This is a genomic window from Streptomyces sp. PL-29 (assembly GCF_058344425.1).
In genome coordinates, this window is sequence record NZ_CP136996.1 from 4,941,442 (window position 1) to 4,959,984 (window position 18,543).

General features: G+C 72.0%; 15 protein-coding genes. 7 read left to right on the top strand and 8 right to left on the bottom strand.

What is annotated here, in order from left to right:
• The first annotated feature begins 363 nt into the window (after positions 1-363).
• Positions 364-1,839, top strand: coding sequence for a sugar transferase (locus R4Z63_RS22910; protein ID WP_078557010.1), 1,476 nt, complete (start codon positions 364-366; stop codon positions 1,837-1,839).
• Positions 1,840-1,861: 22 nt separating this feature from the next.
• On the opposite strand, the gene R4Z63_RS22915 is transcribed toward R4Z63_RS22910, so the two are convergent.
• Complete coding sequence (locus R4Z63_RS22915; RefSeq protein WP_037928038.1) at positions 1,862-2,806, bottom strand: GDP-L-fucose synthase family protein; 945 nt, start codon at positions 2,804-2,806, stop codon at positions 1,862-1,864.
• Between the two features lie 302 nt (positions 2,807-3,108).
• Here R4Z63_RS22915 and gmd point away from each other — a divergent pair, with 302 nt between their 5' ends.
• From gmd to R4Z63_RS22935, 4 genes are all read left to right on the top strand, one after another.
• A complete protein-coding gene (gene gmd, locus R4Z63_RS22920; protein WP_384445541.1) occupies positions 3,109-4,122 on the top strand; it encodes a GDP-mannose 4,6-dehydratase in 1,014 nt (337 codons plus the stop codon).
• A 245-nt stretch (positions 4,123-4,367) separates the two neighbouring features.
• Positions 4,368-7,145, top strand: coding sequence for a CBM96 family carbohydrate-binding protein (locus R4Z63_RS22925; protein WP_384445543.1), 2,778 nt, complete (start codon positions 4,368-4,370; stop codon positions 7,143-7,145).
• A gap of 144 nt (positions 7,146-7,289) precedes the next feature.
• A complete protein-coding gene (locus tag R4Z63_RS22930) occupies positions 7,290-7,964 on the top strand; it encodes a hypothetical protein (protein ID WP_384445545.1) in 675 nt (224 codons plus the stop codon).
• Positions 7,965-8,080: 116 nt separating this feature from the next.
• On the top strand, positions 8,081-8,296 hold the full coding sequence (locus tag R4Z63_RS22935; RefSeq protein ID WP_031148400.1) for a DUF6458 family protein: 216 nt from the start codon (positions 8,081-8,083) through the stop codon (positions 8,294-8,296).
• 15 nt (positions 8,297-8,311) lie between these two features.
• Here the strand turns inward: R4Z63_RS22935 and R4Z63_RS22940 are convergent, their stop codons facing one another.
• Together R4Z63_RS22940 and R4Z63_RS22945 are read right to left on the bottom strand one after the other, a co-directional pair.
• Positions 8,312-9,439: a glycosyltransferase gene (locus tag R4Z63_RS22940; RefSeq protein ID WP_384445547.1), complete on the bottom strand. Its 1,128-nt coding sequence runs from the start codon at positions 9,437-9,439 to the stop codon at positions 8,312-8,314.
• Positions 9,436-9,975: a WcaF family extracellular polysaccharide biosynthesis acetyltransferase gene (locus tag R4Z63_RS22945; protein WP_037928045.1), complete on the bottom strand. Its 540-nt coding sequence runs from the start codon at positions 9,973-9,975 to the stop codon at positions 9,436-9,438. Before R4Z63_RS22945 ends, R4Z63_RS22940 begins: the two co-directional genes overlap by 4 nt.
• Positions 9,976-10,072: 97 nt before the next feature.
• On the opposite strand from R4Z63_RS22945, the gene R4Z63_RS22950 reads away from it, so the two are divergent.
• The gene (locus tag R4Z63_RS22950) at positions 10,073-11,596 is read left to right on the top strand and encodes a hypothetical protein (protein WP_384445549.1); all 1,524 of its coding nucleotides are present in this window, start codon (positions 10,073-10,075) and stop codon (positions 11,594-11,596) included.
• A 130-nt stretch (positions 11,597-11,726) separates the two neighbouring features.
• On the opposite strand, the gene R4Z63_RS22955 is transcribed toward R4Z63_RS22950, so the two are convergent.
• From R4Z63_RS22955 to R4Z63_RS22965, 3 genes are read right to left on the bottom strand one after another with little or no spacing between them, the layout of a single operon-like run.
• Positions 11,727-12,953 (bottom strand): MATE family efflux transporter, encoded by a 1,227-nt coding sequence (locus R4Z63_RS22955; protein WP_384445551.1) that lies wholly within the window; start codon positions 12,951-12,953, stop codon positions 11,727-11,729.
• Complete coding sequence (locus tag R4Z63_RS22960; RefSeq protein ID WP_384445553.1) at positions 12,950-14,704, bottom strand: lipopolysaccharide biosynthesis protein; 1,755 nt, start codon at positions 14,702-14,704, stop codon at positions 12,950-12,952. Before R4Z63_RS22960 ends, R4Z63_RS22955 begins: the two co-directional genes overlap by 4 nt.
• A complete protein-coding gene (locus R4Z63_RS22965) occupies positions 14,701-15,912 on the bottom strand; it encodes a glycosyltransferase family 4 protein (protein WP_384445616.1) in 1,212 nt (403 codons plus the stop codon). The genes R4Z63_RS22960 and R4Z63_RS22965 overlap by 4 nt, the downstream gene beginning before the upstream one ends.
• A gap of 166 nt (positions 15,913-16,078) precedes the next feature.
• On the opposite strand from R4Z63_RS22965, the gene R4Z63_RS22970 reads away from it, so the two are divergent.
• The gene (locus tag R4Z63_RS22970) at positions 16,079-16,567 is read left to right on the top strand and encodes an FAD synthase family protein (RefSeq protein ID WP_384445555.1); all 489 of its coding nucleotides are present in this window, start codon (positions 16,079-16,081) and stop codon (positions 16,565-16,567) included.
• Here the strand turns inward: R4Z63_RS22970 and R4Z63_RS22975 are convergent.
• Positions 16,548-17,270 carry a CDP-alcohol phosphatidyltransferase family protein gene (locus R4Z63_RS22975; protein ID WP_384445557.1) on the bottom strand — a complete coding sequence of 241 codons (723 nt, stop codon included), beginning with the start codon at positions 17,268-17,270 and terminating at the stop codon, positions 16,548-16,550. The genes R4Z63_RS22970 and R4Z63_RS22975 overlap by 20 nt on opposite strands.
• 33 nt (positions 17,271-17,303) lie before the next feature.
• Positions 17,304-18,506 carry an MFS transporter gene (locus R4Z63_RS22980; RefSeq protein WP_384445559.1) on the bottom strand — a complete coding sequence of 401 codons (1,203 nt, stop codon included), beginning with the start codon at positions 18,504-18,506 and terminating at the stop codon, positions 17,304-17,306.
• Between the last annotated feature and the right edge of the window lie 37 nt (positions 18,507-18,543).

Sequence of the window (18,543 nt, forward strand, 5' to 3'; positions counted from 1 at the left end):
ACGGCTGGGTGGGCCGCCGGGCAGAGCAGGTGCGGTGCGATGAACGCTCGAAGATTGCCACTTGGCGCGATGGATGTCAGGGCCGCGTCAAAAGGTTGGCCGGAAACGGTCCGTTGTTCGAAGATACGTATCCGGTATCCGAACCCTTCACCTTCGTGTGCAAGGTGCGGCGTTCGTGCGGTGTCCAAAATGCGGAAGACCAGCTACCGCTTGCTAACACTTGCGCAACAAGAGGCCGGGTTGACCGAAACGGCGTTTACCGTACGGGTGTTTGTCGTACTGTTTGCCGGTGCGGCAGATGTTCATCGCCAGGGGAAGCCATGGACACTTGCCACTGTCATAGACCACGTGCCAGGGGGGCCCATGAGGCATGTCCATTTTCCTGCGCAAAGAGTGGCCAGGGCGGCCCATGAGCCCCTGGTGCCCGTGCGGCGCCTCGGGGACAAGGCCCGTTGGTACCGTCCGGCCGCGATAGCCGCCGACTTCTTCGGCGCAGCCGTCCCGGTGGGGCTCGTCTTCGACGCGGCCCAGCAGGTACGGCCCGTCTACTGCGCCCTGGCCGCCGCCGTGGCGTGGACCGGGATACAGGCACTGCGCCGCCGGTACGCGACCCGGGCGCTCGGGGAGTCCCGCGGGGTGCTCCCCGTTCTCCACGACTGGCTGATTCTGATCGGCATCCTGGCCGTGGCGCGCGTGGTGACCGAGGAGGACACGCCCCGGCTGTCCGCCCTCGGGGCCCTGCTGCCCGCCCTGCTGATCACCGTCGCCTGCCACAAGCTGACCTACCGCCACCTCTCGGCCGCCCGCCGCGAGGCCCAGGCCGTGAGCCGCGTGCTGGTGATAGGAGAACCCGACGCGGCCGAGGACGTCATCGCGCACCTCGCCGCCCGCACCGACCACCCGTACGTCGTCGTCGGCGTCGTCCCGGTCGGCACCGGGCCGATCGCCAGCGGGGTCCCCGTGGTGGCACGGCTCGACGCCGACGCGCCCGAGGCGCCCGGTGTCGACTCCGAGGCCGTCCTCGGCGCGGTCCTCAGCCACCACGCCGACCTGGTGCTGGTGGCTCCCGGCGTGCGGATCACGGGGGAGCGGCTGCGCCGCGTCGCCTGGGCCCTGCACGACGCAGGCCTGGAGCTCGCCGTCTTCCCCGGCCTGGTGGAGGTCTCCGTCAAGCGGCTGGAGACCCTCTCCGCGGGCGGACTCGCCGTGCTGCGGGTCGCGCCGCCGGTCAGCCGCGGTGTGCAGACCCTGCTCAAATCGGTCCTGGACCGGGTGGGCGCCGCGGCCGGCCTGCTGCTGCTCTCGCCGTTCCTCCTCGGGATCGTCCTCGCGATCCGCTTCGGCTCGCGCGGTCCGGCCTTCTACCGCCAGCGACGCATCGGCCGCGACGGGGTCCCCTTCGTCATGTGGAAGTTCCGCACGATGGTGGTGGACGCCGACGCGCGCAAGGCCGAGCTGGCCGGGGCCAACGAGAACGACGGCCTGATGTTCAAGATGCGCCGCGATCCCCGGGTCACCCGGGTGGGCCGGCTCCTGCGCCGCACGTCCCTGGACGAGCTGCCGCAGCTCGTCAACGTGCTCGTCGGCGACATGTCGTTGGTCGGCCCGCGCCCGCCGCTGCCGGAGGAGGTGGCCCAGTACGACGAGGTCGAGCTGCGCCGGCTGACCGTGCGGCCCGGGATGACCGGACTGTGGCAGATCAGCGGCAGGTCCGACCTCTCCTGGGACGAGACGATCCAGCTGGACCTGCAGTACGTCGACAACTGGTCCTTCACCAGTGACGTCGACGTGATGGGCCGTACGCTCCGCGCCGTCGTCGACGGTCGCGGAGCCTACTGAGGGGCCGAGGCCGCCCGTGCGATCAGCTCTGCTCGCGCCACCACGTGTAGGTGGCGGCGATCCCGTCCCGGAGCGGGATGCCGGGCTTCCAGCCGAGCGAGGTCAGGCGGCCGACGTCCAGCAGCTTGCGCGGCGTCCCGTCCGGCTTGGAGGTGTCCCAGGCGAGCCGGCCCCGGAAGCCGGTCACCTCGGCGACCGTCTCCGCCAGCTCGCGGATGGTGAGGTCCTCACCGCAGCCGATGTTGACGGGCTCGTCGCCGTCATAGCGCTCCAGCAGGACGACGCAGGCCGCGGCCAGGTCGTCCACGTGCAGGAACTCCCGCCGCGGAGTACCGGAGCCCCACAGGGTGACCTCCTCGCGGCCTTCCGCGGCGGCTTCGTGGAAGCGTCGGACGAGGGCGGGCAGGACGTGCGAGGTCTCCAGGTCGAAGTTGTCGCCCGGCCCGTAGAGGTTCGTCGGCATGGCCGAGATGTACGAGGCCCCGTACTGCTTGCGGTACGACTGGACCTGCACGATGCCGGCGATCTTCGCGAGCGCGTAGGCCTCGTTGGTCGGCTCCAGCGGGCCGGTCAACAGGGCGTCCTCGCGGATCGGCTGCGGCGCCATCTTCGGGTAGATGCAGGACGATCCGAGGAACAGCAGCCGGCCCACGCCGGCGGCGTGGGCGCCGCCGATCACACTGAGCTGGATCTGCAGGTTCTCCTCGAGGAACTGCACCGGGTACGTGCTGTTGGCCATGATCCCGCCGACCTTGGCGGCGGCCAGCACGACAGCGTCCGGGCGGACGTCCTTCAGGTACGCCCCGGTGGCGGCGGCATCGCGCAGGTCGAGGTCGGCACGGCCGCGGGTGAGCACCTCGTGGCCGTCCGCGGTGAGCCGGCGGGCGACCGCGGACCCCACGAGGCCGCGGTGGCCCGCGACGAAGACGCGGGCGTTCGGGGGCAGGAGCGGCAGCGAACTTGTCATACCGCCGATGATGCCAGTCCGCTCCCGCCGGGGCCGCAGTGGTCCACGGCCCGGGACCGCGCCGCCGGTTTGGGCCCGGCCGGCGCGGCCGGCACCGGAACCGGGAGGGTGCCGGCCGGCGTCAGGACCACGAGACGGCGGATGCCCCGCAGGGGGCGCTCACCGACCGCCGTGTACGGTACGCATCCAGCCGCCCGGCCGCGGCCCGACCGCTCGGCGCGACGCCCCGCAGGGCCCGCTCCACACCCGCACCGAGGCGATGCCTCATCACGACACACAGCAACCACCAGCAAGGGGACCCCATGGGCAAGACCGCACTGATCACCGGAGTCACCGGACAGGACGGCTCGTACCTCGCCGAGCTCCTGCTCTCCAAGGGCTACACGGTGCACGGTCTCGTGCGGCGGTCCTCCAGCTTCAACACGGAGCGGGTCGACCACATCTACCAGGACCCGCAGACGGCCAACCGGTCCTTCGTCCTGCACCACGCGGACCTCTCCGACGGCGTCGCCCTGGTGAACCTGCTCCGCGACATACGCCCCGACGAGGTCTACAACCTCGGAGCGCAGTCCCACGTCCGCGTCTCCTTCGACGCCCCGCTCTACACGGGCGACGTGACCGGTCTGGGGGCGCTGCGCCTGCTGGAGGCCATCCGGGCCAGCGGTGTCGACACCCGGATCTACCAGGCCTCGTCCTCCGAGATGTTCGGGTCCACCCCGCCGCCGCAGAACGAGCGGACCCCGTTCCACCCGCGCAGCCCGTACGGCGCCGCGAAGGTCTTCGCGTACTGGACCACGGTGAACTACCGCGAGGCGTACGACATGTTCGCCGTCAACGGGATCCTCTTCAACCACGAGTCCCCGCGCCGCGGCGAGACCTTCGTGACCCGCAAGATCACCCGTGCGGTCGCCCGCATCAAGGCCGGCCTGCAGGACCACCTCTACCTCGGCAACCTCGACGCGGTCCGTGACTGGGGCTACGCCCCCGAGTACGTGGACGCCATGTGGCGGATGCTCCAGCAGGACGAGCCCACCGACTACGTCGTCGCCACCGGAGTGGCCGCGACGGTCCGCGAGTTCGTCGAGTCGTCCTTCTCGCACGCCGGTCTCGACTGGACCGAGCACGTGCGGTACGACGCCAAGTACGAGCGTCCCAGCGAGGTCGACGCCCTCATCGGCGACGCGTCGAAGGCCCATGACCTGCTCGGCTGGAAGCCGTCGGTCCTGGTGGCCGAATTGGCGCAGATCATGGTCGACGCCGACATCCGCCAAGTCGAGGACCAACTCGCGGGTGTGACGGTCCGTATCGATCGCTGAGGGCTTATATTTCCCCTACGATTTGCCGTGTTCCGGTCATGCAGGCGGTTCTGCGCCAGCGTGACCGGGGCATACGTGCCGTATGTCCCTAGTGCACCCTCCATGCTGAACCTTTGATTCCAAGTTGGTATGCAATGGGTCAAGGGAGGTGACCAGGCCCTCGCGTGAGCCCTAGTCTGCGCCAGATACATATGGCTGTTCGGATAGTTCCAGCCATCAAACCGGGCGATTGCCCTGGGGGGCTCATGCGTAGATCCAGAGGGCTGACTGCCGCCCTCGTACTGTCACTGGCCGGTGCGGGAACCGGGATAGGCCTGGTGCTGATGCCCCAGGCGTCCGCCATCACGGCGCCGGTGGCATTCACCGCCGACGAGCTGCCGACCTGGCAGCCGGACGGCATCGTCTGGGCGATGGCCCAGGCCGAGGGGACCGTCTTCGCCGGCGGCACCTTCTCCGCCGTCCGCCCGCCCGAGGGCGTCGCGGGTGCCGAGCGGGAGGCCGTGAACTTCGTCGCGCTCGACGCCGCGACGGGCAACCCGACCTCCTGCAAGCTGGCCTTCACCATCGGCGAAGGCACCGCGACGGTGCGCACGCTGGTCGTCTCGAAGGACAAGAAGACCCTCTACGCGGGCGGCTACTTCGGCGCCGTCAACGGCACCCCGGTCTCCAGCGTCGCGGCGATCGACATCGCGAGCTGCACCCCCAAGGCGGCCTTCCACCCGGGCTTCCCCGCCACCGTGCGCGGTCTCGCCGTCACCGACGACACCCTGTACGTGGCCGGCGACTTCAACACCGTCGAGGGCCAGGACCGCCAGCGGTTCGCCGCCGTGGACGCCTCCTCCGGAGCGCTCAAGCCCTTCAAGGCCGACGCCGACGAGCCGGGCCGGGCGATCGAGGTCACCCCCGACGGCAAGAACGTGCTGCTCGGCGGCGACTTCTTCACGATCAACAACTCCAACAGCCACGCGCTGGCCGTTGTCGACGCCATGTCCGGCGCCGTGAAGAAGACCTACAGCAACATCCCGTCGAACTCCGTCGTCAAGGACATCGCCACCGACGACACCGGCTTCTACACGGGCAACGAGGGCTCCGGCGGCGGCGTCTTCGACGGCCGCATCGGCCTGCGCCTGAGCGACTTCACCGAGAAGTGGCGGGACCGCTGCCTGGGCGCCACCCAGTTCGTCCTGCCGTACCAGGGCGTCCTCTACAGCTCCTCGCACGCGCACGACTGCTCCACCGAGCTGGAGTACCCCGACGGCAAGCGCCACTTCCTGCTGGCCCAGCCGACCAACCACGAAGGTGCCGCCCCCGCGCCCGTGGACGGCTTCGTGCGGGGCCCGGGCAAGCTCGGCTGGCACCCCACGGCCAACGACGGCCTCGGCGAGGGCATCGGCCCGCGCGTCATGGCGGTGGCCGAGAAGAACGACGTGAAGTACATGTGGGTCGGCGGTGAGTTCACCCTCATCAACGGCAAGGCCCAGCAGGGTCTGACCCGCTTCGCCTCCACCGGCGACGTCGGCGCCCCGACCACCCCGGTGGCCAGCGCCTCCAGCGTCAAGCCCGGTGAGGTCCAGGTCCGCTGGCGCACCAGCTACGACGCGGACGACAGCAAGCTGACCTACCGCATCTACCGCAACGGCTCGTCCACCCCGGCCGCCACCGTCACCGCCAGCTCGCTGGAGTGGGAGCGCCCGCAGGCCTCCTGGAACGACACCACGGTCAAGGCCGGCCAGTCGTACACCTACCGGGTGACCGCGACCGACGGCGCCGGGAACACCAGCGCCCTGTCGGCCACCACCAAGGTGACCGTCCCGACCTCGGTCCAGTCCTACCCGAACCAGGTCCGCACCGACGGCGCCGAGCTGTACTGGCGTTACGACGACAAGGTCAGCCCCTACGTCGCCGACACCTCGGTGTCCGGCAACCGCAGCGGCATCCAGGTCAACGCCCCCGCCCTGCAGCAGTCGCCCGGCGCCGTCCCCGGCAGCACGGCGATGGGCTTCAACGGGAGCAGCCAGCAGGTGCACAGCGACCGCCGCCAGTCGGTGGGCAACACCTTCACCATCGAGACGTGGTTCAAGACCAGCACCACGCGCGGCGGCAAGCTGATCGGCTTCGGCAACAACACCACGCGCAACAGCGGCTCCAACGACCGCCACATCTACATGACGAACACCGGTCGCCTGGTGTTCGGCGTCTACAACGGCTCGACCCGGACGGTCTCCACCGGCCTGTTCGACACCTACAACGACAACAAGTGGCACCACGTGGTCGGCACCCAGGGCCCCGGCGGCATCACGCTGTACGTCGACGGCCAGAACAAGGGCTCGCTGAACGCCACCAGCAACGGCACCTACGCCGGTTACTGGCACGCGGGCGGCGACAACCTCTCCGGCTGGCCGACCCGCCCGACGAGCAACTTCTTCGCCGGTCAGCTCGACGAGACCGCCGTGTACCCGACGACGCTCACCCAGGCGCAGGTCAAGAACCACTTCGACCTGGCCAAGGCCCCCACCGACACGGTCTCCACGGTCAAGGCGACCGAGGACACCTACATCAACCAGGGCGCCCCGAGCACCGCCTACGGCACGGCCACCTCGCTCGCCGTCCGCGGCAGCGGCTCGCTGTACCAGACGTACATGCGCTTCGACCTGCCGGCCGCCCCGGCCGGCCAGGTCCTGAAGGCCGCCTCGCTGCAATTCAAGACCAACACCCAGACGGGTGCGGGAACCGCCGACACCATCTCGGTGCTCCCGGTCACCGGCAACTGGAGCGGCGCGAGCACGACGTTCAACACCAAGCCGACCCTCGGCGCCACCCCGCTCGGCACCCTCGCGGGCGTGGCCGACGGCTCGGCGGTGCACAACGTCGAGCTGGACACCACCGCGCTCACCGCGGTGCTGGGCAGCAGCTACAGCCTGGGCCTGACGAGCAACGGCAGCGACCCGCTGTGGATCTGGTCCTCGGAGTCCACGGCCGCTGAGGGCGCTCCGCAGCTGGTCCTCACCTTCGGCGCGCAGTAGCACCACCGAGGCAAGCGCCTGACGGAATGCGGGGCCCGGCTGCGTGGCCGGGCCCCGCATTCCTGCGTACACCCCGCGCGGGTGGACGCAGGAAAGCGGCCGGCCCTGATCCACCGAACACCCCCTTGAGTACGGGAGCCCCCGATGTACCGACGCTCCGCAGCGGCCGCTGTCCTGCTCGCCGCCGCACTGACGCTGTCCGCCTGCAGTTCGGGCGGGGACGACTCCGACGCCCAGGTGAAGGCGAAGCCCCCGGCCTCGTCGGCGGCCCCCGACCCGGCGGACGCCCCGGCCCCGTCGGCGCCCGCGCCCGACGCGAAGCCGACCGGTCCGGTCCTCCCCGACGCCAAGCTCACCCCGAAGACGGGCAGCTTCACGGCGGAGGAGAAGAAGTACCTGAGCGGGCGCGTCCCGGAGAAGATGGACCCGGCGGCCGTCCTGCAGACCGGCCAGGAGGCCTGTCAGCGGGTGGCGCGCACGGCCAAGCGCGACAAGGATGCGGCCACCGGCGCCGTCATCACGGGCGAGATCCCGGGCGCCAAGGACGCGATCACGCACCTGTGCCCGGACCAGAAGCCGATCCTCGCCGCTGCGGAGAAGGGCTTCCCCGAAGGGCCCCGCACCTCTCCCGCGGCGGGCGGCTACCGCGCGCTGACCCAGGCCACGAACTGCACCTGGGAGGCCAAGGGCAAGGACGGCTCGGTGCTCGCCTCGGGCCCCGAGACCCCGCCCAAGGCCGGTGACAAGATCACGGCCACGATCCCCGCGGGTACCGCGGAGTTCAACTCCTCCGGCTGCTACGCCTGGATTTCCGCATAACACCCGCAGTCGCGACAACGCCTCTCGGGACCGGTACTTCCGGTCCCGAGAGGCGTTTTCGCGTCCGGTACCCGGGTACCCGCGCGGTCACAGTCACCACACCGGAAGAGGGACCCATGGGCATCGGCGGATGCATAGGCCTGATCGTGGTGGGCGCCATCCTCACCTTCGCCAGCGACTGGGAGATGGAGAGCGTCAACCTCGACCTGGTCGGTCTGATCATGATGGCGGTGGGCGGGATCGGCCTCGCCGTCTACACCAGCATCTACAAGCGGCGCCGGACCGCCGGTGCGATTCCGGTGGTGGAGGAACACCGCCGGGACGTCATCTGACCCGGCGGCCCCGCCTCATCGGCGCAGCGCGGCCTCGTACACCGGCAGCAGCGTGTCGACGACGGCGTCCATGGAGAAGGAGCCGGTGGCCAGGTCACGGGCCGCCAGCGAGGCCTCGCGGCCCGCCCGCGGGTCCAGCAGCTCCAGGACCGCCGCGGCCACACCCGCCGGACCGGGATCGACCGCGCGGCCCGCCCCCGACCCGGCGATGTCCCGCGCCAGCCCGTTGGAGTGCGTCACCACCGAGGGGACGCCCACCGCGAGGGCCTCCAGGACGGACATGGGGAACGGCTCGTCCACCGAGGGCAGGACGTAGACGTGGGCCCGGCGCAGCTCCGCGAGCACCTGCTCGCCGGACAGCGCCCCGGGCACCGTGAACCGGTCCGTCAGGCCCAGCGCCCCGATCCGGGCCCGCACGGCCGCCAGCTCGCCCTCGTCCGGACCCGCGACCACGAAGTGCGCGTCCGGGTGGGCCGCGAGCACGGCCGGGGCGGCGTCCACGAAGTCCACGGGGCGCTTGCGGGCCTGCAGGCGCGCGGAGTACAGGATCCGCGGCGGGCCCTGCGGCGCGGGCCGCTCCGCCTGCGCCGGAGTCCCGTTGACCAGCCGGACCGTGTTCGCCAGCGGCGCGCCGACCACCGCGTCCAGGCCCTCCCGCTCGTGCGGGGTCAGGTACAGCACTGCGTCCGCGCCGCGCAGCAGCCGGCGCACCGCCACCGCGTCCAGCACCTTCGCCAGGAGCTTGTCGCTCGGGTCCACCATCCCGTGGGTCTGGAGGACCAGCGGCTTGCCCGCGCGCAGCGCCGCCAGCGCCACCGGCAGGGTCACCAGGTCGCGCGCCAGATGGACGTGCACCAGGTCGGCGTCGCGCACCAGACGCCCGGCCGAGGCCAGCAGTGCCGGCGAGGTCATCCCGCTGAAACCGAGGGGGAGCAGCCGACGGGCCGGAAACAGCTTCGCGGGCACGCCCTCCACGGCGGTGGGCCACGCGTCGAATCCGTCGCCCAGCGCGAGCAGCCGCGCCTCGTGGCCGCGGGCCCGCAGCCCCTTCGACAGGTTCAGCGCGACCCGCACGGGCCCGCCGAAGGCGTGCGAGGGGGAGTGCAGGGTGACGGCGTGCAGGATTCTCGTCGCGGCACTCACTTGGGCTCCTCCACCGGGCGGCGCCGCCCGTCCTGGGTCTGCAGGGTCAGTTCCGGCAGGTCCTTGTGCACGACGGCCCCGGCGCCCGCGACGGCACACCGGCCTACGGTCACCCCGGCCAGCACGGTCGCCCGCACCGCCACCCAGGCGCCGTCCTCGACGGTGATCGGCGCGTTGCGGTAGCGGAAGTCGGCGGCCCGGTGGTCGTGCGAGCCGGTGCACAGCATCGCCTCCTGCGAGAGGCACACGTGCGAACCGATGGTCACCGGCTCCAGGTTGAGCACCCAGACCCCCTCGCCGATCCAGGCGTGGTCCCCGACGGTGAGCTTCCAGGGCCACAGCACGCGGACCTTGTGCCGGATCAGCACCCCCTCGCCGATCCGCGCCCCGAAGGCCCGCAACAGCGCCACCCGTAGCCGCGCCGGACAGAACCAGGCCATGAAGACCGTGTTCATCACGGCGAACCAGAGGGCCTGCGTCAGCAGCCCGCGCCCCTTGTCGTACCCGGCCAGCGTGAAGGAAGGAAGGTCACGCAACACAAGCCCCCATCGTGCACTCGGCCGCGGCCTCCCCGGGCGCGGCCCGCTCAGACTAGACTGCGCGCGGACCAGGCACATCGGGTGGGGGCGGGCAGTGACGACGGACATACGCAAGCCCCCGGCGGCTCCCGCCGAACCGGCCGTCCCGTCCCCCTTCGAGGACGAGAGCATCTGGGGCCGCGAGACGCTTCCGCGCACCCTGCTCTCTCGGGCCCTGTCCGTCCCACTCGCCCTCGGTTTCACCGTCTTCCTGCCGCTGTTCGTCGCCGCCCAGACCGGTGCCGGCGTCCGCGACGCGGCCTTCTGGCTGCAGCTGCTGCTCACCATGTACGCGGGCGCACGGCTCTCCGCGATGGTGCTCACCAGCCGGCGCAAGCTGCTCCAGGGCTCCTTCTGGCTCTTCGTCTACATGGCCATGGGCGTGGCCCCGCTCGCGCAGGCCGTGCTCGGCCAGGTCCCGACGCCGGTCGTCGGCCCGCGCTCGGACCTGACCCTCGCCATCGGGCTGGTGCTGCTCGGCTGCACGGCCTTCGACGTCGGCGTGCTGCTGGCCCGCCACCGGCCCGCCGGGCGCGCGGGCGGCTCCCAGAAGGAGTCGAGGCCCGTCATGGCGCACCGGCGCCGCCTCCAACTCCTGACGATCCTGTCCTTCCTCTGCAGCGCCGCCTTCATCATGAAGCTGGGCGGCCCGGCGGTCTTCTTCTCCAGCCGCCAGGAGATCATCGCCGGCATCGAGGAGGCGGGCGTCTCCAACGGCGACGGCCAGGCCGGCCAGGCGCTGCTGCGCGGTTTCGGCACGGTGCCGGCCCTGCTCTCGCTGCTGCTCTACACACGCTGGCTGATCACCTCCAAGTTCGCCCGCCGCAAGGTGTCGATCATCGTCACGTGGGCGGCGCTCGCCGGTCTCAACCTGATCGTCAACAATCCCATCTCGAACCCGCGGTACTGGTTCCTGACGGTCATGTTCGCGCTGCTGTTCACCGTCTTCCCGGTGAGCGCGGCGATGTATCGGGTGGCGCTGTCGATGGCGGTGATCGTCGCCCTCCTGATCTTCCCGTTCGCGGACCGCTTCCGGTACGACGAGAAGAACTACCGGCCGGTCGAGACGACGTCCTTCCTGGAGCCGATGGCGCTCAAGGACTACGACCAGATCGGCATGTTCGCCAACACCATCACCTTCTCGGAGTCGGGTCCCGGTCACTTCTACGGCCGCCAGCTGGCCGGGTCGATCTTCTTCGCCGTGCCCCGTTCGGTCTGGGAGAGCAAGCCGCGCGACACGGGCGTGATGGTCGGCCAGTGGATGGGCACGGTCAACACCAACCTCTCCTCCCCGATCTGGGCGGAGCTGTGGATCGACTTCGGGCCGCTGGGGATGGGGGCCGGGCTGCTGGGCATGGGCTATGCCGCCGCCCGCGTCGACCGGCGCTACGCGAAACGCGCCACCCGGAAGTCGCCGCCGGGCAGCCTGATCTCGGTGGTCGTCCCGCTGGTCGCGGGCTACTCCTTCATCCTGCTGCGCGGACCGCTCCTCCAGGCGTCGGGACGCGTCGCGATCGCGGCCCTCTGCCTCGCGCTGGTCGCGACCTACCGCACGGACAAGTCCACCACCCTGCGCTGACGCAGCCACCGGATCCGCCGGACCCGGGATGCGTCCGTGCCCGGCCGTCGCCCCGCTGTCGGGGCCGTGGGGCCGGGAGTCCGGGCGGAGCCCGGGAAGGGCACGGGGCGGGAGGGGCTCCGCGCGGAGGTCAGGCCGCGGCGGACCGAACGGGTCGCGCCGCCGGGGCGTCGACGGGCAGCCGGGCCACCCGCCACCAGGCGGCCAGGGCCTTGAGGGCCGAGCCGGCCGCCAGGCCCCACGCGGCGCCCGCCGCGCCCGCCACCGCGTACCCGCCCAGCAGCAGTCCCACGGACAGCAGCGAGAAGACCACCTGGAGGGAGAGCGTGGCCTTCGGCGCGAGGACCCGCAGGGTCAGCAGCGCACACGTGCCGAGGCCCATCACCGCGTACTGCGCCCCCGTGGCCGGCAGCAGCGCGGACGCCGCCGCCCAGGTGTCGCCCAGGAGTTCCCGGCCCAGCCGGTCCGGCAGCAGGTACAGGGCGGTGGCCCAGCCCGCGCCGATCGCGGCCAGCACCAGGCCCAGCGCGGCCGTGGCCCGGACCGTGGCGCGCTTGCCGCCGAGCCGCCCGAGCACTGGCGGCCCGAACGCGTTGGCCGAGTTGAACAGCACGTTCAGTGGACCGAACAGGGTGGTCGCACCCCGCAGCGCGCCGACGGCCAGGGGCGTCGCGAAGACGCCCAGGCCCAGCACGGCGAGCTGGCTGGAGCCGTTGCCCACCGCGAACTCGACCACGAAGCGCTGCCCGAGGTGGCCCCGCCGCAGGTACGGCCGCAGGTCCGCGCGGGAGCCGCGCACATGGGGTCGCAGCAGCCACAGGCCGACCGCCAGCGCGGGCAGTGCCGAGAGGCCCCACACCAGCACCAGCCGCCCCGCCGAGGCGCCTTCGGGCTGCACGGCCAGCGCCGCGACCACGCACACCAGCCGCAGCCCGTCCGCGGCCAGTGCCCGTTCGGGGGCGCGCAGCGCGGAGAAGCAGTAGCGCAGCCCGTCCTGGAGCAGTACCAGCGGCAGGACGAGGCCCAGTGCGAGGAAGGCCCGGCCGGTGGCGCCGGGCAGCGCGAAGCCCGTCACGGCGAGCAGGACGCCCACGGCGGCCGACGCGGCCCCGGTGAAGCCGGTGGCCGACCGGCAGGCCGCGCCGAGCCCGTCGCCCTTCTCCAGCACCAGGCTCTGCCCGACGTAGGCCATGTTCAGCCCGAGGAGCACGCTGAAGGCCACGTAGACCATCGAGAAGTCGGCGAAGGCGGATGCCGACGACAGCCGTGCGGCCAGCACCAGCACCAGGATGTTGGTGGCGCTGGAGGCCGCCTGGTCCAGGACCGAGGCGACGGCGGCGAGGCCGCGTCGGCTCACCTGCGGCCCATGCGGACGGTGCGCAGCGCCACGGTGTCGGTGCCGTCACCGGGGATGTGCTGCTCGGCCTGCGCCACCTCGTACGGGATCGGCTGGGGCTGCGGCGCGCCGTTCCCCGGCTTCGCGGGGGACACCGGTCCGGCGGTCGTCGGGCCGCCCTTGCCCTTGTCCTTCCCGCGCTTCTCGCCGGGCAGCGGTGCGTGCAGCACCGCGCCGAGGACCGTGCCGCCGGCCCCGCTGATGAGTTCGCGGATCCGGATGAGGTCGGTGCGGTGGATGGCGCGCGGGTCGGTGACCACCAGGACGCCGTCGACGCGGTCGACGAGGGCGAGCGCGTCGGCGTACGAGAGCACGGGCGGTGCGAGCACGACGACGGTGGAGTTGGGCGCGTCGGCCTCGGAGATCAGCTGCGTGGCCCGGGCGGAGGTGAGCGCGCGCGGGACGTTGCGGGCCCGGTCGCCGGGGATCAGGTCGAAGGAGCCGGACTCGCCGGCGTCCACGGTGAGCTGGCGGCCGTCGGGCCACTCGGAGTCGGCGTGCCGCCCGGCCGCGGGGGTGCCGCCCTGGCCCTGGCTCCAGCGCGGCCGGCCGCCGGCGTCGGTCGGCAGCTGGCTGGCCAGGACCGGCGTGCGCAGGTCGGCCTCGATCAGCAGGACGTCCTTGCCGGTCTCCGCGAAGGAGGCGGCGAGGTTCACGGCCACCGCGGCCGCCGTCTCGCTGCTGCCGCGCGGCGCGACGACCAGGAGCCGGCGCCGGTCGGCGAAGCGGGCGTCGTAGGCGAGCCGGAAAGCCACCGAGCGGTACTCCTCGGCGAGCCGGGGGTCTGCCTCACCGGCGGCGAGCAGCGGCCCGCCGCCCGTACGGTCACGCGGCAGGTAGCCCAGGACGGGTGCGCGCAGGGCACGGGCCACGTCGCCCTCGGAGCGGGGTGCCGGGTCGAAGACCAGCCGGACCCAGGCGGCCAGCAGGCCGAGCGCGAGGCCGACGGCCGCGCCGAGTGCGAGGGACATGACGATGCCGGGGCCGTCGGTCGCGGTCGGCGGGGTTGCGGCGCTGGTGACCCGGCCCGGAGTCATGTCCAGGGCCTCAAGCTTGGTGATCTTGCTGTTGTAGCCGCCTACCTCGCTCTGCAGGTCGGTCTTGGAGGAGCTCGCGGCGTCGCGCCCGGAGCCGGCGGGCATCCGGGCGATCTCCTTGGAGAGCTCGTCGAGGTTCTTGGCGACGGGGTCGCGCTGGTCCTTGTAGCCCTTGACCATCTTGTCGCGCGTGGCGTCGAGGGACTCCAGCCGCTTCAGCAGGTAGGCGTCGGCCATCGCGTTGGCGCGCTTGGCGGCTTCCTTGGCGGAGTCCGCGGTGTACGTGAAGCGCAGCACCATGGTCTGCGGGGGGTTGGTCACCTGGAGGCCGGCGCGCAGGGCGGCGAAGTCCTTCGCGGACACACCGAGCTTCTTCGCCGCCTCGTTGGCGGTGGAAGAGCTGAGCGCGACCTGGCGCTCGGAGCCGACGTTGATCGCCTTGTCGGGGGCGAGGCTCGGGTTGAACGGGTCGTCGGTCGGCGCGCGCAGCACGACGTCAGCGGTGGCGACGTAGGTGTCGGCGGTGGATATGCCGAGGTAGACGCCGCCCAGCAGGCCGACGGCGATGCCCCCCGCGATCAGCCTGCGGTAGCGCAGGAGCTGCCGGAACTGGTCCCTCAGGAGGTCGGGTTCGTCGTCGGCCGGTGCCGCTGCCGGGCGGTTCGTCTCGATCACGGCCGGGATCCCCCAAGTGCTTCGTCCATCAGTGCGTCGATGCGGGCCAGCCCCGCTTCACGGCTCAGGTGCGCCGCGACGTGGCGCGGTCCGGCTGCCCCCAGTGCGTCCGCGGCCTCGGGGTCCTCCGCCAGGGCCCGTACGGCCTTCAGCAGGGCCTCCGGGTCCTCCGGCGGTACGAGCACCCCTGCGCCGGAGCGCTCCACCTCCTGGGCGGTCCCGCCCTCCGCCGCCACGGAGGCGACGACGGGCCGGCCGGTCTGGAAGTAGGAGGTGAGCTTCGACGGGACACTCATGTCCAGCACGGCGGCGTGCTGTGTGACCGCGAGAACGTCCGCCGCCGCGAGGATATCCGGGAACTCGCCGTCAGCGGCAGGGGGGATGATGTCCAGATTCGGCACGTCCGCGGAGAGGTCCGCGAGCGCGGAGCGCTGACTACCGTCCCCCATCAGGACGAAACGGACGTTCGGATCCAGTCGAGCGGCCCCCACGAGGACTTCGAGCCCCTGCTTGAGGCCCATGTTCCCGGAGTGCAGGACGACGGTCTCGCCGGGGCCCCACCCGAGGTGGCGGCGGGTCTCGCCGCGCGGCCTGGTGGGCTTGGGCACGTGCGACCAGTTGGGGACGAGGCGGATCCGGCCGGGGTCCACGCCCATGCCGACGACCCGCTCCACGAAGGTCTCGTGGATGACGCCGACGAGGGTGGCCCGCTTGAGGGCGTACGCCTCGGCGCGGCCGGCGAGCGCAGCGGCCTTGTCGCCACCGCTGATCCCGCTCTGCGCGGCGGCGGCTCCCATGAGGTCCTGGACCACGGGGACGTAGGGGGCTTTCCAGCGCGCCGCGAGCCGGGCGGCGAGCACTCCGCCGGCCAGGCTGGGCATCTGGGCGAGTACCGCGTCCGGCCTGGGCATCCGGGGCGGGGCCACCGCGCCGTGCAGCAGAATCGATCCTTCGAACAGGGCCCGCTTCACGGCGGTCTGCCGGGGCGGAACCGTGTGCGCACGCCGGTGCACGGTGACTCCCGCGCGCTGTTCCGTGCGCTGGAACGCCCCCTTGTACTCCGGTTCGAGCGACCACGCGGGATAGTGCGGCATGCCGGCGAGGACGTGTGTCTCGTGGCCGAGATCCGCCCAGTGCTCCGCGATCTGGGTGGCGTACGGGCCGATACCCGCGTGCTCCGGAGCGTAATTGGTGGAAACCAGCAGCATGCGCCGCTGACCGGATCTGGACACCGTGCGTCCCCTCTTCCCCTGGATGATGCGCACGTCACCCTATTCGTTCACCCGCATGATGCCGAACGCGCACGCTATTGTCTGCTAATCCGCCGCACCGGGGGGTGCGGCCGCTGGGGATGAAGAGATGACGGAGCGGTACATGTCCGACATTGGAGCGCCTGCGCGCCGACCGTATCGAGTCGGATATGCGCCGGGTGCCTACGATCTGTTCCACATCGGGCATCTGAATATCCTTCGGCACGCCCGGAGTCAGTGCGACTACCTGGTCGCCGGAGTGGTCTCCGACGAGATGGCCGAACTCGCCAAGGGGCGCCGCCCGATGATCCCGCTCGTGGAGCGCCTGGAGATCGTGCGCAGCGTCAAGTACGTCGACGCCGCCTTCGTCGAGACGGTCCCGGACAAGGTGGACACTTGGAAGCAGGTCCGCTTCGACGTGATCTTCAAGGGGGACGACTGGCGGGGCACTCCCAAGGGCGACAAGCTGGAGCGGGACTTCGCCGCCCACGGGGTCGACGTCGTCTACTTCCCCTACACCGTCCACACCTCCAGCACCCAGCTGCGCCGGGCGCTGGACGCGCTCGCGGAACCGGCCACCGTGCCGGGGCAGGTCACCGGCGAACGGCGCTGAGCTCCCGGAACCACTTGGCGAGGAAGGCCAGCAGGAACAGCGCGGCGACCGCGCCCAGTCCCGCGTATGCCCAGGCGAACAGCCTTCCGCCGCCGAGCAGCAGGAACACCAGGCAGAACACCCCGTAGTCCACGGGCAGCAGTGCCACCGCGCGCAGCGTCGACGGTGCGGCGGCGGGGCTTCCCGGGGCCGGCTGCGCCTTGAGCTTCTCGGTCAGCAGTCCGCCGAAGAAGGTGACGACGGCGGCGAACTGGAAGCCGAGCGGCACCAGCAGCCAGCCGTCGGCCGCCGTTCCGTACTGCCCGGGGAAGCGGTAGAAGGCGATCAGCACGCACGCGTGCAGCGCCGTGAGCTTCGCCGCGTCCACGACGTGGTCCAGCCACTCGCCGGCCGCGCTGCCGCCGCCCCGCAGCCGGGCCAGCTGTCCGTCGGCCGAGTCGAAGGCGAAGCCGACCGCGAGTGCGGCCCATACCGCGATCCCGAGCGCCCAGGAGGGTCCGGCCAGCGCGACCGCGGCCACCGCGGCGAAGCTGAAGGCGGCGCTGACCAGCGTCACCTGGTTCGGGGTGAGCCCGAGCGCGTACGAACCGGCGGCCAGGTAGCGCCCGACGGGCCGGTTGACGAACCGCGAGTAGAGCGACACCCCCTTCGCGGATTTCTGCGCCCCGCGCAGTTCTCGCAGCGCGGTCCCGACTCTGCCCATGCAGGGCTCCCCTCAGCGACGATGTCGAACACATCATCGCAGCACAGATGAGCGGGTCGGTTCCGGATGTCTGCGGACGTCCGGAAGAAGCAGTACGGACAGGTTGGCGGCGGCACTGAGGGCGGCCGCGGCCAGCAAGGGGGCGGTGACCCCGACTCCGGCGGCCAGCGGGGCGGCCACCGCCAGTCCCAGGGGCCGCGCGGCGAAGGAGATGAGGGTGTCGAAGGATCCGACCCGGCCCAGGGTCTCCAGCGGGATGCGCCGCTGCATCTCCGTCTCCCACAAAGGGCTGAGCACCCCCAGCCCGAACATGGCGCAGAAGAACGCGGCCGCGGTCACCGGGAGCGGCAGGCGCAGCGCGAAGGCGGTGAGCGGAAGCGCCTGGGCCGCGGCCCCGACGGCCACCCCGAACAGCGGCCGGTGCAGCGGCAGCCGCCCGGCCGTCCAGACGCCGGCGAGCATGCCGACCGTGCCGGTCTGGGCGATGACCACCCAGGAGCCCTCGCCGCCCAGGCTCTCCACGGCGATCACCGGGCCGAGGGTCAGGAGCAGACCGGCCGCCAGGTGCCAGACCCCGTGGGCCAGTACGTTGGCGAGGAACCATGGGTGGCGCCGGGTCTCGGCCCAGCCCGCGCGCAGTTCGGCGCCGAATGCGGGGCGCGGTGCGGTCCGCGGGACCGGGGCGGTGCGCAGGCCGCCGAGGGTGAGTGCGGAGAGGGCGAAGAGCGCCGCGGTGAGCAGTGAGGCCCAGCCGCCGCCGACGGTCAGTGCCAGCGAGCCGGCGGCCGCGGGGGCCGCGACGTTCGCCAGTCCGGTGGCCACCCCGAGCCGGGTGTTGACGCGCAGGCGCCCGTCCGCGGGCACCGCGGCCGCGACGAGCGTGCGCACGGCGGGCGTGCCGAAGGCCACCGCGGCCCCGGTCAGGGCGGCGAGCGCGGCGAGCTGCGGGATCCGGCCGTGGAGTCCGGTCAGGAGCAGCGCTCCCGTGGCCAGTTGGGCACCCGCCCGGACCAGGTCGGCGACGAGTACCACCCGCGGGGCGGGGAACCGGTCGGCGGCCACTCCGGCCACGGGTAGCAGGAGCAGCATGGGCAGCAGCTCGCTGGCGAGCACGAGGCCCAGGTCCCCCGACGAGCCGGCCCGCAGCAGGGCCAGTGTGAGGGTGGTGGGGACGAGGGCGGAGGCGAAGGCGGCGCAGGTGCGGCCCGCGAGCAGCCGCCGTATCGGCGTGGTCATGCCGGCAGATTATTTCGCTGGCGAATTATTCGTCAAC

Excerpts from the sequence above, each read along its gene's own strand:
- R4Z63_RS22910 (WP_078557010.1), top strand. The coding sequence starts at position 364 with ATGAGGCATGTCCATTTTCCTGCGCAAAGAGTGGCCAGGGCGGCCCAT.
- R4Z63_RS22915 (WP_037928038.1), bottom strand. The coding sequence starts at position 2,806 with ATGACAAGTTCGCTGCCGCTCCTGCCCCCGAACGCCCGCGTCTTCGTC.
- gmd (WP_384445541.1), top strand. The coding sequence starts at position 3,109 with ATGGGCAAGACCGCACTGATCACCGGAGTCACCGGACAGGACGGCTCG.
- R4Z63_RS22925 (WP_384445543.1), top strand. The coding sequence starts at position 4,368 with ATGCGTAGATCCAGAGGGCTGACTGCCGCCCTCGTACTGTCACTGGCC.
- R4Z63_RS22930 (WP_384445545.1), top strand. The coding sequence starts at position 7,290 with ATGTACCGACGCTCCGCAGCGGCCGCTGTCCTGCTCGCCGCCGCACTG.
- R4Z63_RS22935 (WP_031148400.1), top strand. The coding sequence starts at position 8,081 with ATGGGCATCGGCGGATGCATAGGCCTGATCGTGGTGGGCGCCATCCTC.
- R4Z63_RS22965 (WP_384445616.1), bottom strand. The coding sequence starts at position 15,912 with ATGCTGCTGGTTTCCACCAATTACGCTCCGGAGCACGCGGGTATCGGC.
- R4Z63_RS22970 (WP_384445555.1), top strand. The coding sequence starts at position 16,079 with ATGTCCGACATTGGAGCGCCTGCGCGCCGACCGTATCGAGTCGGATAT.
- R4Z63_RS22975 (WP_384445557.1), bottom strand. The coding sequence starts at position 17,270 with ATGGGCAGAGTCGGGACCGCGCTGCGAGAACTGCGCGGGGCGCAGAAA.
- R4Z63_RS22980 (WP_384445559.1), bottom strand. The coding sequence starts at position 18,506 with ATGACCACGCCGATACGGCGGCTGCTCGCGGGCCGCACCTGCGCCGCC.